Origin of the sequence: Mesobacillus persicus (assembly GCF_900109925.1) — a bacterium.
Classification (GTDB): Bacteria; Bacillota; Bacilli; order Bacillales; family Cytobacillaceae; genus Mesobacillus_B; species Mesobacillus_B persicus.
On record NZ_FOBW01000025.1, the window covers coordinates 34,467 to 48,300 of the forward strand.

The following is a 13,834-nucleotide window of genomic DNA, read 5'->3' on the forward strand; positions in this document are numbered from 1 at the left end:
TCACAATATGACCACATTGAATAAAAAGGGGATTCATAAAATTGAAGAATACTATTATTGGGTGAGTTTCAAAAGCTCGGTCCCTTTCCCAAAGGAACTAAAAGAAAGGCTTATAGAGGGATACGGGGAGGGTCTCTTCCTTATAGCTGGACCGATAAAGATATTTATAGGATCTAGAAAGATAATCTCAAATACATCAGTAACCACTCTAAGAAATTATTCAATAATCAAAGCCCTACAAGATGCCTAAATCGGTAATCTGTAGGGCTTTTCTATTCATTGGAAAATGTGTTGGCGTAGCCTGGAAACCCTTGGCGAACAGTGGTAAAAAAGATGGCAAGGGTGGTAAAATCTCTTGGCTGTAATCAAAGAATCATTTAACCAGTGGCCTTTTTATTCGTGCCCAGGAATATACTAACTTGTAATTCTACAAATCTCGACAAAACTCGGGTGGTGACGGCACCGAAAGTAATTTTTCCGCAACCCTTCTTTCGGGAGCTGTTCAACTTTTAAAAATCAATTTATTATTTCACCTTCTTTAGCTACCGCTACTTCATTTAATGAAATAATTTTTTTCTTTAAATCTTCAATTTCATAAGAATACATTAAATCTTGGTTAGGGCTACCATTAACCACACTTTCAGCATACTCTATGTACTCTTTTGCCAGTTTCATGTCTTTAGTTCTTTTAAAATGATACAAAGCAACTTCATAATAATACTTTAGCTGCATATCAAGTAAATACTTACTGTCTTTATATTCTTTTTCAACGTTTAAGGCTAGTTCATAATACTCTTTCCCTTTTTCCAAAGATACACTTAAATCATGTTTTTCGTTCCTCAGATACCACGCGCCTAATGTTGCATACGGGAATGATTCCGTATTATATTTTTCAATACATTTCTCAAGTATTTCCTTTATCTCTGCTGTAGTTATACCCTCCGTTATTTTATTGTAACAAATTGAATTTAGTTGATTTACAAGTGAAGAATAAACTTTTGAATCTGTATTATTCCCTTCTAAAAAATTATCAAACTCAACTGGATGTACAAAAAGAATATCTGCGTTTAATTCCTCAGTATCTTCAGTTATGAATGCCTTATATGCCATGTATTTGTAATATTCTCTTCTATCAGCTAATTCATTTTCCTCCTCATCACTTACTACAATTGTTAAGAATCCTTCGTTTAAATCACCTTTCTTGACCTTCTCCATACCTGATCTAGTCCATGGATAGAAGATAGATGAATGTTGAGGAAAATAAAGTACATTAACTATTAATGTAAAATCACCTATCACTATAAAATTAGGACCAAATGGAATACGAAAATAGTCTGCAATCTTTTCTACCGTTTCCATCTTGATTTTATTAACTCTATTTAGTAATGATTGACCCATATTAAACAATGTTGAAGAATTAATTTGTTTATATGATTCAGAATATATAGGAAGAGAGGATATCAAAATTGGTTCATACACATTATCAGTAAAAATTTTAAAGTTCTTTTTCAACATATGGATAAATTCCTTAAAGTTACTTACTATATCAGTAGATATTAAGAGGTTATCTTTACTTTCGTTTGTCAACCAAACAGTCCATCTACCATCATCATTAATAAATATATTTAGGGGTTTTGAAGCTGGATTTTCATTTTTATAAACAAACAAATTCCCTTCATTAGTAACTCTATCAGTTAAATTAAGGATATTAATTATCAGATCCTTGTCAAAATTATAATCTAAATGTACTGCTGATAAAAAAGTGTGATAATTGGTTTTGCTTTTTATTTCCTTAGGAAAGGTGGCCCTAGTCTGATAGAAATCTAAATTAACATCTAATTCACCGGATACACTATCCTCAATTAGTTCTTCTTGATCCTCTTTTTCTGAAAGTCGTTCACCTTTTTGTTTTTTTTCATTATTTAATCTAAGAAAAACTGCACGTGTTGATGCTAGAAGGAAGCTCATTTCTCTTGTTGAAGTTTTAACCTCAAAATCAAAATCATAATCCGCAGTTTGTCTTAACCAATATAATCGTAGGGTTAAAACAATAATTAAATATTTAACTTTTTTCTTTGGAGTATCTTCCTCAATATACTTTGCTAGTGCATCTGCAATTGCAGCCTCAACTTGTAATTCCTGAGTTTGCTCTTCCTTCTTTAATTCCCTAAAGCTCTCTACCTTCTTCAAGCAGTACTCTAGCGTCTGTTCATTTAATGCATGTAAATCAAACAAATTCTTACTTAAAAATAAAACATATGGCAATATCTCATCCATCAAATCATTATCAAAATCACATATATAATTAAGTATTTTAAAGGGATCCACTGTTCCACTCTTATTAATACAAAGATTATCTCTATAATTTTCTCTATTGATAGCAGTATTCAATGAATTCTCAGATATAAATTTATAATAAATAGCACTTGTAAAGTGCCCTAGTTCTTTAACACTTACATCATTGTCGTCTATTTTGAGTACATCATTAAAGTAATGGTACATCTTTCCATTGAAGAATTTATGAAGGGAATAATACAGCAAACTTGCTGATGTTCTTAATTCCCCAGAGATTAGTGAACAAATTGACAATTCCAAATTCTCTTTTGAAGTATTATCATATACTGAGGCTCTTCTAGATACAATTTTATATACTCTTTTCTTTATAAGCTCCAATTCGCCATCTTCGTTAATAGGAGGATAAAATGATATATACCTTTTTGTAATTTCTAAGGACTTAAGTTTTTCTTCGTTAACCAATTTAATGGATTTGTCTCTCATTACCTGATTAATATTTTTAATGTCTTGATTATATTCATCCTTAAATTCGTTTATAAGTGAAAAAAACATTTTAGCACTTAAATCAAAATCAAATGAGAATCTTGTAGTTCCAGTAACCTCTTTTGGTTTTAAATAAAACTTTTCCATAGTTTCCACCCTATACATTTTTTACTAATTATATCAACTTAATATTATTTATGTCACGGCCTTTTGCCTATTATTGTATTTTTACAAGTATTAGAAGCATGAACTTACTTATGGTCGGTAAGTGAGGCGACCTAGTACCTGATATTGGTTACCGTGTAATCATCTCGAATTCCAGGGTGGTGGCCAGTAACTTTTCAAATGGTACGTTTACATTGCAAATTTGTTCTTGAAAACGCTCATACTGCCGTTCCCGAGCCTTTTCTACCTCTTTACGAAAATTAGAAGATGGTTGTGACTTTAAGGGTCAATCCAAGTTTACTGACTGTAACGGTAGTAAAATATCAATCCGATCATAGAGCGGACCGGCAATATGATTCCGGTAGGATTTAACCTGGTTTGTAGTACAGTTGCAATAATAAGTGTTAGACCCAAGATATCCGTATGGACAAGGGTTCATTGCTGCAATGAGGATAAAAGAAGCGGGATAGGTATCGGTTGAGTGCACATGACTAATCGTAATCTTCCCTGTTTCAAGAGGTTGTCTTAGCATATCTAATATTTTTCGAGAACTCTGCCATTTCATCAAGGAACAAAACACCACGATGGGCCAATGAGATTTCCCCAGGCTTTGGAATAGAACCACCGCCAATGATAGCAACTGCAGAGGCCATCGCCAAGTCAAAAAAAGGACCATTTTTCTTTTGCTCCGAAGGCGACAAGTTAACCACAATCTTTTGGTCGGTCACATCACATTTCTGTGCCCGTATCGCCGACAAAACCCGCTCCTTCGACTCCTTCACACATGCATCTGGCAGCCCGACAATCACCATCGACTCCGTTCCCGGCGAAACATCCACCTCCACCTGAACACGATAGCCCTCCAACCCCTTCAGGCCAATGCTCAAAACTTTAACAGTCATAAACAAAGCTCCTTGTAAAATAAAAAAACGTCAAACACAGCATTAATTGGAATATATCCCTTATTTTTAAACTAGAAAAAAATGATAAAACAAAAGAGTGGTGAAAAGAAGATAAACAGAAGAATAATCCGGAGCTACAACATTATATTCAACAAACAAAACGAAAATCCTGCCCAACGATTCTCAACAAATTTTAAAAAAATAAAACTCTGTAAGCTAGCTCCCACAGAGTATAACAACATAAATGTGAAACAATTCGTGAAACAAGATTTTTCGAAATGTCACTGTGACTGAAACCCTTGCATTTAACAACGATAGAACCAGAATACTTCAACCACCCTCCCACTATCCAGTTGCATCCCCATTCAAATGCTCTCACTACTTAATATCTACAGATCTTTAGCGTTCACAAGGCAATAAAATAAATGGGAATAAGTTACTTGCCCATCTTCCCTCCATTCACAAAACTTTAACATCCTCCTCCATCCCTCCCTGTCCTTTTCACTCTTTCCTTTCTATCTAAAGAGTGAAAGGGTGGTGCATTTGCATGAATTTAAAAACAGGAAGTATAGATCAGTTTAAGGAGTATTCGAAGTTTAGTAGTTTAAAGGAGTTCAACACACATTTTGAGATGTGGATGTCCAAATCGAAGGATGAGTTGTCTAAGGGGGAGCTTGTGGCATTGAAGCGATTAGTTCGTTTTTCTGCAAAGCTCCCTGGCGTCAGCAATGCGAAGATTGGCACGATGCTAAAAGCGATTCATGAAGAATACAACGGCAACGGAATCTCTCGGTCTACCTTTAAAAGAATGATACTGAAAGCCACTGCACTGGGGATTTTAACGGTTCATGAAACAGAACGAAAGAACGGCTCACAGTCTAGTAATCTCTATGTGTTCAATCGTTTTCCTCAAAGTGAACCACCTAAAGCCAAACAAATGAACCACCAATATAAAGCTAGTATTCCTTCTAAAACAAACAATAAAGATATAAAAGAACGTAAAGAAACCTGTCTAGATTATACCTACACAAGTAATCGAGTTCCAAAACCTTTTATCGATCTATTGAAGTACTTTTTTCCTATGGCCAAAACCATTGAAGAGTTTTGGAACATGACCATGATCGCGGTCAATAAAACAAAATTCACCCTTGATTCCAGTACAATTCTTGAAATCGCCATTCAATCTTTTAAACAGCTGATTGGTAAAATGAAGTCGTCTACCTCAGTAAAAAACCAGTTTGCGTATTACTATGGCATTCTCAATAAAAAGCTGGCGAGACATATCCATGAGCTGTTCGGCAACTGGTTATATTCATAAGCAATCGGACAGTCACCTGTTACCATAGCAACCCATGAACACATGATTCATCAGTTCGTCATCCCTCCACCTAAAATGATACGCAAATACGTACCACCTTCAGATTTTCTATATGATAGTTTTTCTATATAGTCTATTTGATTGGATGTAGAGAGCGATGGGAAAAGATGTGCAGGTTTTCATTTATGAGTTGATGGAATCACGTGGGATTTCTTCCATTAGAGAGTTAGGCAGATTAACAGATATTCGGCATGCAGCTCTCATTGAATTGGCCAATCAAAAGAGACAAAATATTAATTTCACCCATATCAAGAAGCTAGCCGAAACCCTTAACATCTCTGATATGAATGAAATTATGAGGATTATCGATACAAAGGACAAGTAATCCTAAACAACACCACTTCACTCAATGGTCCTTGCTTCGACAACCTACCTCTTCCCATATAAGAGCTTTATCAAGGAACACAAGTTTTTTCTAAGAAAGCAACTGATCAAGTCACCACAGAATACACCTCATCTCAAGCTCAATCTACACTCCTATTTTCACTATTTTTAAAAGCGCTTACATTTGTTTGTTCAATACTAAACATAATTCAACTAAAAGGAGTCGAACCACTTGTTCATTGAAAAAGACTATATCATCACTCCGCAATTCCACTACATGAGGGGCCATTATGACCGCTTTGGGAAGCTATGCACCCAAGTCACAGAAACCAATCGGACATTCATTGTCGATAAATCCCCAATGGAAGTCCTTAATGATAGTATTAGAGCCATTGGCTTCAATCTAAGAGGAGCACTCGAGACATCCAAATGGCTGCTTGGTGATGTCCATATGTGTCCAATCATGGTCAATCCAATCCACCAAATCGTCTTGTTCCCTACCCGTTCTCCCAAACACGAAGACACCATTTGGTTAAATCCCAATCCGATAAAAAGAACAACCAGCATCAACCGAAAGACTCTCATTACATACAATAACAACACCACACTCATCGTCCCAGTTAGACTATCATCCTTCAATACAAAACTAATAACCGCCGAACAGTTAAGAGATATGACCGTCGAGTCAGCAAATAAACCTTTTACATTTGTACTTCAACCTATCAAAAGACGCGGGGTAAAAGATAAGAGATAGAGGAATATAAGAAGGAGTGCTTTTTGTTATTAACAAAGAGCCTCCCCTCCTATAATTCTTTAATTTATGGAAAACTGTTGATTCTAATTTATCGTTTACAGAAACCCTTCTCTTTCTAATTGTTAATATCGTTCTATAATGTCCTGAAATTGACGTTATTAATTGTCCCAGAAACTGACGGATTCACTGTCCAACATGAAGAGGAAGCAGCCCTTTGCTTCCCCAATAACTCGGGTGGTGACAGTGGATTGCGCCTGAATCCGGAGATTCCGAGCCTATATAAATCATTCTAAAAACAGGAAGAATTAATTCTAGCAAGGAACGTAGAGCAAGAAAAAATGAAATATTCATAATGGCTAAAGACAAAATGGACGATACGTTCCCATGCCGTTTTATGATATATATCTTGCCGTCACTGTGACGACAAACTCCCACAATACTTCTCCCGCTTCTCCCCCATCGACCCCTCATAATAATCTAAAAGACGGTTAACGTTCAGAAAACTAGGTGGAATAGATTGAGGGTACCTGTATAAATAATAACTACTCCAAGGATAATACTCTGGTTGCTTGACCATTCTTGCCGCAACGGGATTCAAATGGATATAGCGACTGACCTCGAGCATGCCTTCTTTGTCGTCAATCAACTTGTCATAAAACCGTTTCTCAAACACATGTCCTGTTATACGATATTTCGTATTATAGTAGTTTGCATAACGCTTATTCATCAAGGACATGATCTTAGAAAGTGGAACCTCTTCTGAACGAATTTGGAGATGGAAGTGGTTTGTCATGAGACAATAGGAGGCAATCTCAAAAGGGTATTTTTCATGAAGCTGTTGGAGAATGTGGAGAAACGCTTGAAAATCAGTTGTATTTCGAAAGAGCGGATCTCTCCGGTTGCCCCGGCAAACTACATGATAAAATTGGTTGGGGATAAACGTTCGCTTTACTCGACCCATTATGTTTCCCTCGCTATGCTTTGCTGCTTTTGGACACTCAACCTTCTTAAGCTAAAGGCCTCCCAAATAGAGCTGTCCGTTATAAACTCCTCTCCTGCCAAATCTGAGATCGTTCGTGCGAGTCTGATGATTTTGATCTGAACGCGATTGCTCCAGTTTTGCTTAGCGGACACCTTTGAAAGCATTTTTTGCTGTTCATTAGTTAACGGGCTCTTTTCACTTAGGATTTCAAACGGAACCTTTGCATTGGAGATTTCACTTTGATAGCGCTGATACTGGAATTCACGGGCCTCTGCAATCCTCTTCCGTATCACCGCAGAGGATTCTTGTTGTTTCGAAGGTTGCTCTAAATTGATGGACTGTAATGATAGTAAAATATCAATTCGGTCATACACTGGCCCTGATAATCGATTCCGGTACGCTTGAATTTGCTTAGGCGAACAAGTGCAGTAATGGTTATTGGATCCTAAATAGCCACAAGGGCAAGGGTTCATCGCTCCAACCAAAAGAAATGAACTCGGATAGGTCACAGTAGAGTGAGCGCGACTAATTGTTACTTTCCCGGTTTCAAGCGGCTGTCTAAGCATATCAAGCGTCTTTTTCGTGAACTCCGCAATCTCATCAAGAAACAAAACACCTTTATGTGCAAGCGAAATCTCTCCTGGTCTTGGAGAAGACCCACCCCCAATAATCGCAACGGAGGAGGCTGAATGATGTGGATGTCGAAAAGGAACACTTTGATGAAATAATCGCTTTTCACCCGCGAGCTGGTATAGACTAATCACCTGCAACTGTGCCTTATTGGTTAATGAAGGAAGAATCGATGGAAAAGTTTCTGCAAGTAAGCTTTTGCCACAGCCTGGCGGGCCACTCATGAGCACATTATGTTCTCCTGCTGCCGCGATTTCCAGTGCTCTTTTTGGATACTCATGGCCAATGACATGACAGAAGTCCTTTTGATATGGTTCTGGAATAGAAGGAATAGAATTAGAGGGTTCGTAAGGCGGGAGGAACGAAAGGGAATCTTGACCATCTAAGTGGTGAACAACCTCTTCAATATGATGAACGACAATACATTCCAAGTCCTCCATCATATGAATCGGAATGAGCGGATCATGAGGAAAGTAGATTTGCTTGATACCAAGTTCTTTAGCAGACACAATCGCTGGCAGCATCCCTTCAGCCTTTTCTACCGTTCCATCAAGTGACAAAGCTCCAATAAATGCCGTTTCTCTCGGAATTTCACCTTCAATCACTCCCAGTTCTTTTAAAGCAGCAATCCCAATGGCCAAGTCAAACAACGGACCGTTTTTCTTCTGCTCCGAAGGCGACAAATTCACCACCACCTTCATGTCGGTGACATCCGCACCAAAATGACTCAATGCCGCAATCACCCGCTCTCGTGACTCTTTCACAGACGCATCCGGCAAACCCACAATAATCATCGACTCCGTCCCGGGGGAAATCCGAACCTCCACTTGCACACGGTAACCCTCAAGCCCCTTAAGACCAACACTGGATACTTTAACCGTCACAAAAAAACCTCCAAGCTTATTTAGTTTTCATTACAAAGGGAAAGAACAATTTAATGTAATACGACAGGATAAAAAAGAGGAAACACGAATGGATGGAGTGTAAGAAGACCAGCAATTAGAAAATGGAACTGGTTAACCTACTTGATTTATCGATTCGACATATATACACAAATTCCTTCAAGCCTTTATAATTTTTTTTTGAGTAGAGCAGAAGAAAGAAGAATCGAGGTTCGACAGTGGACTGATCCCCATCAATCGTTCTTATGATTGCGTAGTCACGTTATTCCCTTGGCCTCCCCTTCTCGTTAGGAATAAATTGCTGTATAATGGATATATAATAAAAAAGAGAGAAGTGCGCTAACACTTCTCCCTGCAACTGCTATACCGTAAGGGTGGCGGTTGTCTATGTTAATTATTTTTTTGAGAACCACCCTTTTGCTTCCTACGGCGCGGGGTGGTTTTCTTGTTTTCTATAACGGCTTTCCTAAAGAAATGTGCACTTAACTCCCGTACAATCCCCTTTAGAATTTCACGAATAAGATCAAGAAATGTTTCCATGATTATCACCTCCTTCCCTTAATGGAAGAAGACCGACAACCAACCACCCTCACAATATTCAGCTGCAACTCCATTTTATCATTCGCTTTCTCTCTAAAAACCTATCAATCTTCGACAAATTTCGGGTGGTGCCTGGCACCGAAAGCTTTTATGTCCCTTCTACTTATTTCCCCAAACCTATTACAATTCTTAAATAGATCCGGGACAGACAGGGTCAATTAACTTAACCACCAACCTGATTCCTGTGTATCCACATAAACTGTTGAGCAACCCTCTTGTATGAAGAGTTATTTTCAATATCTGTATCCTCAATATAGTCTGCAGGACATTCATATTTTGCTTCTAATTGGTGATAGAGTTCATCCGGAGGAATTAAAGCCTGAACAGCATCGTATTCCTGTTTACTAAAAGGCCTAGTATGAGGAATTCCAGTCTCCAGATTATAAGAAGGCGAAAGGAAAGAACAGAGAAATCTTTCAACCCCTTTTTCTTCTTTAAACCATGACCTAATCCTTCCTTCAACTTCCCCCTTTGTCCCCCATTTCTTCCAAATCCATAAAAGACCGTACACATCTTGTTCAGTGGAATATTGATCAAGGAAGTCGATTTCCACTGTTGCAATCTCTATTCTTTTTATTAATGTAGGGACGATCTCAACAATCTCTTCCTCCGTATGAATAACCTCATCAATATTCTTTTTCTCAGAAGGGTGTATCCACCATAGAATTTCCTTTGAAAACGATAGGGGCTGAGCGATTCCCAATAAATGCTTTGAAAAATCTACTCTTTCCGTTTTTGAAATTCGTTTCATAAAATTTGTAATCAGAATAGCTGCCTGATTCCAAGTCGTGACAAGCCCAAATGCTCCATCTTTCCGTGAATAATGGGATCCTAACATGACCAGAGTTTCCGCGAGTTTCCTTGCTGTGTAAATTGGTACACTTGTTTCAATATACCTTAGTTTTTGGATGAATCTTGAAATTCCTTGCTGATGAATGATTTTATTAATTTCGTTTTGTACTTCTGATTCCTGCCCTTCTTCCACTATCGTTAAAAGGTTTTTAACCCAGTTATCCGGAACATCGCCTGCTGGAACCGTATACTTAAAAAAACGATCAAAATACTCACTGGAGCAGATCCTTTGTTCCTTTGTCCACCCTCTATCCCATGAATGCCCATAATAAGTATTATCTGTAAAAACTAGTTTCGTCCTCGGAAATAGATCTTGTAATAATATCTCAAGTGCTAATCGCTCCTCTTTATTGTATGGTTGCATAACCTTCTGTAACTTCTCCCTGTATTGTTTGACCTTCTCTCTATCATCGGAGCCACTTCGACCAGGGGTTAAAAAAAGGTCTGAATTCAATCTTAAGAATCCATATAAATCTGGATAAAACACTCTTAAAGACTCAATGAGAATCTGATCGACAGTATTCACTTCATTATTTAATAATGGGATTGAAAAGAGCAGGGAATTTAAATACCGTTTTACCATTCTAGGTGTGGAAATAACATGTCCAATAGACCGATCCCAAGTACTAACAAATCGATGAACTTCATCTTTCCTTAATTCAATTTGGTTTAGTTCAAGAATCCTGTCTATTCCTGAAAGAACCATACTTCGTAAAACAGCAGGGTCAGCTGGAGGCATATGTAATGGCACCTGAATAATCTTTTCTAAGAAGGAATCCCCCTTATTTTGAGAAGAGTTATCCTCATATTGATTTGCTAAACTTTTAGCAACAAGACGATCATCAAACGCCAAAATATACGCAGTATAAGGAAAATCGGCAATTAATTTTACTAGTTTAAAGACGGTTTGTGTTTCATTGCGATTTAGACGGTCAATGTCATCAATAAACACCGTAATCCCCTGTCCGTTTTTTTCCAGTAGCTCTATGATCAATTCCCGTAGTTCCATAATATCTGTATCTGCTGAAACGGATTTCTCTGAAAAAAAAGAGGTGATATTGTTAATGGACAAAGAGGCAAATCCCATATTCACCTTTAACGAGGCAACCTTTTCTCCATAAATTCTCAGCATTTTTTCAAGTAAGATTGATTGTTCTGCCCCACCCTTGTTCCTTACTGCCATTCCAAATTGGATAAAGAATTGCCTTATTAACTCTTTCTCATTTTCAAAAAACCATGGATTAAAACGGAAAACAACTTCATCTTTTAATGAGTTTTCAATCAAGTTTAGCACAGATGTCTTTCCACTTCCCCACTCACCATAAAGACCAATTACTAAGCCTTCTGAATAACCCCTCATGCCGATAACCGTTGAAATTCTTTTTGCAAAGGTTGAACGATCCAACTGATCATCTTTGTCCGACTCAATTGGATAATCGAGAAAGAGCTTTTCATTCAACCCTTTCACTTTATTTTTTTTATGTACATAGGATGCAATTGAACGAATAACCATCCAAAGGATGTATCCTCCTCCTGCAAATCCAATATATACGAGCGAACGGTTCAGAGTACCTTCAGCATATTCAAAATTTGAAGCAACCTTGTATAGCAAGAATGCTAATAAAGTAGAGATAACAATTGTATCCGCTCTTAACTGAAAAGCCGGGATTCGAAATGTATTTTTAATAACTTTCCGTTTTCTTATCTCATCTAATAATATGAATAAAATAACAATGAGAAAGGGTAGAAAATACCAATAGGACTCTATATAAGATGAGATCCGATTCATAGAACTAATTAATAACTTTTCAATAATAATAAGAAGAATGAATACAATGGATGATTGTAATATGATTTCCTTCATTCTCTCCAATCATAATCCCCCTTTCCACAATCCACAACATGGGTTTATTTATTAAGTAGCCCTTCGGCTTCAAATGATGCTGCTATAATTCCCCCTTAAACAGGAAGAGTTACCCCTCGCTATGATCACTATGATCCTTTTGTATTAATAAGTGACATCTTTAACGGCTTATGTGACTGGTTCACCAGCACATATTTCTAGCACCATTATACTATCTTGATTGGACAAAAGTTAATAATCTTATTATTTTATAACCCCTTGATTTCTAGGAAATTAAGGATCCAATTGAAATTCAACATTATGCCAGCATCCCTTCTGGGATGCTTAACTATCAGGTGTTTTGTTTACCTGTTAAAAGGTGTATTTGTCAATTTGTGAACCAGATTAACCATTTAATAATGAGTCACTATATTCTAAGTTATCTCCATGTTAATAGGAGAATTTCTATGATCCCTCAACACTTTAATTAATTTATGCTGTACTCTTTCAACTATTAGGGTCAGTCCCCGCGTCCCACACATCATTTGTCTATCCTAAACAATTGAATCCAACAGTACAACCTCTACTGTAGAAAAACAACATATTAAATAAAGAAAGAAAAACAAACAAGAACCAAATAAATAATAATCAAAGAAACATTGTTAATTTACACAATCCGCCCTCTTCTTCAAATTGATCTTTTTAAACAAACCTAACATCAGCAAGCAAGTGCTTTACCCACACTATGCAGCGGAGTGATGTAGCAAACAAGCATTCAAGCACTGATTGAATCGTTTATAGATGCAACGCTGGGGCACACAATCCACTTGCCCAAAAAGGTTCTGGGACAAGGAACCAGCCCCTCTGTCCCATCCCAAACTGAAAAAGGCCGAACAGTTACGAGATATGACCGTGGAGTTAGCCAATAAACCCTATACCTTTGTGCTTCACCCTAATAAAAGAACTGGGATTAAAAATAAGAAATAAAATACAAAGACAAATAAGAGCACTTCTTGTTGTTTGATAACAAAAAGCCTCTCCTCCATTAATCATTATAACCCTGAGCTTGTTATAAGACTCAGGGTTATACTTATATCATTCTATAAATCTCGACAAAACTCGGGTGGTGACAGGCACCGAATCCCAATGCAAACACCAAAGTTTCAATACTACCTGCTAGATTTCGTAAGTCAGTCACTACATCAAGAGCGAGTTTTGTTTTGCTCATTTACCTTTTCTCCTTTCCTTTCATTTTGTTCATCAAGTTGGCTAAGCCGATTAGCTAGTCTTTTAGAAACAATACTAATAGCCGTAAGAACACCCACCATCTCTTCCTGCATATCTTTATTAACACCTTGTTGCTTTACTTGAGTCGTCATTGTTTATGGCATCATAAAAATGTAGGTTATGGCATTTAATTTGTGCAGGCCCCGAGGGGCCTGCACAAATTAAAAAAACCACTTGTCAACATTCCCAAATACACATACACTTCCTGTTGGGTACAAAGACGTGCAGGAGGTATTTAAGGAGATGTTGGCAGTGGCCGAGATTAATTATATCAGACATGAAGTTAACAATAAAGGCTACGGGTATTCAGAAGTAGCAAAGAAAATGGGAAGAGATCCAAGAACTATAAAGAAGTATGCAGATAGGGAGGATTTCAACAAACAGCCACAGAAAAAACAGACCAGGGTTGCTCCGGTACTAGGGCCAGTAAAGGCAAT

11 protein-coding genes and 2 pseudogenes are annotated in these 13,834 nt (G+C 37.3%); 5 read left to right on the plus strand and 8 right to left on the minus strand.

The features are described 5' to 3' along the window. The first annotated feature begins 7 nt into the window (after positions 1-7). Positions 8-250, plus strand: coding sequence for a hypothetical protein (locus BMX30_RS23705; RefSeq protein ID WP_170843967.1), 243 nt, complete (start codon positions 8-10; stop codon positions 248-250). Positions 251-516: 266 nt separating this feature from the next. Here BMX30_RS23705 and BMX30_RS21720 read toward each other — a convergent pair whose 3' ends face one another. Both BMX30_RS21720 and BMX30_RS21725 read right to left on the minus strand, forming a co-directional pair. Next, on the minus strand, positions 517-2,925 hold the full coding sequence (locus BMX30_RS21720) for a hypothetical protein (RefSeq protein ID WP_090750295.1): 2,409 nt from the start codon (positions 2,923-2,925) through the stop codon (positions 517-519). 304 nt (positions 2,926-3,229) lie between these two features. Beyond that, positions 3,230-3,845, minus strand: a pseudogene (locus BMX30_RS21725) (ATP-binding protein). A gap of 547 nt (positions 3,846-4,392) precedes the next feature. Between BMX30_RS21725 and BMX30_RS21730 the strand changes: the two are divergent. The 3 genes from BMX30_RS21730 to BMX30_RS21740 all read left to right on the plus strand — a co-directional run bounded on the left by BMX30_RS21730 (position 4,393) and on the right by BMX30_RS21740 (position 6,301). Then, the gene (locus tag BMX30_RS21730; protein ID WP_090750297.1) at positions 4,393-5,163 is read left to right on the plus strand and encodes a hypothetical protein; all 771 of its coding nucleotides are present in this window, start codon (positions 4,393-4,395) and stop codon (positions 5,161-5,163) included. 157 nt (positions 5,164-5,320) lie between these two features. Further along, on the plus strand, positions 5,321-5,548 hold the full coding sequence (locus BMX30_RS21735) for a helix-turn-helix domain-containing protein (protein ID WP_090750300.1): 228 nt from the start codon (positions 5,321-5,323) through the stop codon (positions 5,546-5,548). A 231-nt stretch (positions 5,549-5,779) separates the two neighbouring features. Further along, positions 5,780-6,301: a competence protein ComK gene (locus BMX30_RS21740; RefSeq protein WP_090750301.1), complete on the plus strand. Its 522-nt coding sequence runs from the start codon at positions 5,780-5,782 to the stop codon at positions 6,299-6,301. Positions 6,302-6,713: 412 nt separating this feature from the next. Here BMX30_RS21740 and BMX30_RS21745 read toward each other — a convergent pair whose 3' ends face one another. From BMX30_RS21745 to BMX30_RS23720, 6 genes are all read right to left on the minus strand, one after another. Beyond that, entirely contained in the window at positions 6,714-7,262 is a 549-nt protein-coding gene (locus tag BMX30_RS21745) for an REP-associated tyrosine transposase (RefSeq protein ID WP_090750302.1), read from the minus strand. Beyond that, positions 7,262-8,797, minus strand: a complete 1,536-nt coding sequence (locus BMX30_RS21750; RefSeq protein ID WP_090750304.1) for a YifB family Mg chelatase-like AAA ATPase — start codon at positions 8,795-8,797, stop codon at positions 7,262-7,264. The genes BMX30_RS21745 and BMX30_RS21750 overlap by 1 nt, the downstream gene beginning before the upstream one ends. A gap of 408 nt (positions 8,798-9,205) precedes the next feature. After that, on the minus strand, positions 9,206-9,355 hold the full coding sequence (locus BMX30_RS23710) for a hypothetical protein (protein ID WP_090750306.1): 150 nt from the start codon (positions 9,353-9,355) through the stop codon (positions 9,206-9,208). A gap of 223 nt (positions 9,356-9,578) precedes the next feature. After that, the gene (locus tag BMX30_RS21760) at positions 9,579-12,131 is read right to left on the minus strand and encodes a KAP family P-loop NTPase fold protein (RefSeq protein WP_244532693.1); all 2,553 of its coding nucleotides are present in this window, start codon (positions 12,129-12,131) and stop codon (positions 9,579-9,581) included. A 1,069-nt stretch (positions 12,132-13,200) separates the two neighbouring features. Continuing rightward, on the minus strand, positions 13,201-13,338 hold the full coding sequence (locus BMX30_RS23715; protein ID WP_170843970.1) for a hypothetical protein: 138 nt from the start codon (positions 13,336-13,338) through the stop codon (positions 13,201-13,203). After that, complete coding sequence (locus BMX30_RS23720) at positions 13,313-13,489, minus strand: hypothetical protein (RefSeq protein ID WP_170843971.1); 177 nt, start codon at positions 13,487-13,489, stop codon at positions 13,313-13,315. Before BMX30_RS23720 ends, BMX30_RS23715 begins: the two co-directional genes overlap by 26 nt. 151 nt (positions 13,490-13,640) lie before the next feature. On the opposite strand from BMX30_RS23720, the pseudogene BMX30_RS21765 reads away from it, so the two are divergent. Next, positions 13,641-13,834, plus strand: a pseudogene (locus BMX30_RS21765) (IS21 family transposase); the annotation flags it as partial.

Coding starts and splice junctions, on each gene's coding strand:
- BMX30_RS23705 (WP_170843967.1), top strand. CDS start 8: ATGACCACATTGAATAAAAAGGGGATTCATAAAATTGAAGAATACTAT.
- BMX30_RS21720 (WP_090750295.1), bottom strand. CDS start 2,925: ATGGAAAAGTTTTATTTAAAACCAAAAGAGGTTACTGGAACTACAAGA.
- BMX30_RS21730 (WP_090750297.1), top strand. CDS start 4,393: ATGAATTTAAAAACAGGAAGTATAGATCAGTTTAAGGAGTATTCGAAG.
- BMX30_RS21735 (WP_090750300.1), top strand. CDS start 5,321: ATGGGAAAAGATGTGCAGGTTTTCATTTATGAGTTGATGGAATCACGT.
- BMX30_RS21745 (WP_090750302.1), bottom strand. CDS start 7,262: ATGGGTCGAGTAAAGCGAACGTTTATCCCCAACCAATTTTATCATGTA.
- BMX30_RS23710 (WP_090750306.1), bottom strand. CDS start 9,355: ATGGAAACATTTCTTGATCTTATTCGTGAAATTCTAAAGGGGATTGTA.
- BMX30_RS21760 (WP_244532693.1), bottom strand. CDS start 12,131: ATGAAGGAAATCATATTACAATCATCCATTGTATTCATTCTTCTTATT.
- BMX30_RS23715 (WP_170843970.1), bottom strand. CDS start 13,338: ATGAGCAAAACAAAACTCGCTCTTGATGTAGTGACTGACTTACGAAAT.
- BMX30_RS23720 (WP_170843971.1), bottom strand. CDS start 13,489: ATGACGACTCAAGTAAAGCAACAAGGTGTTAATAAAGATATGCAGGAA.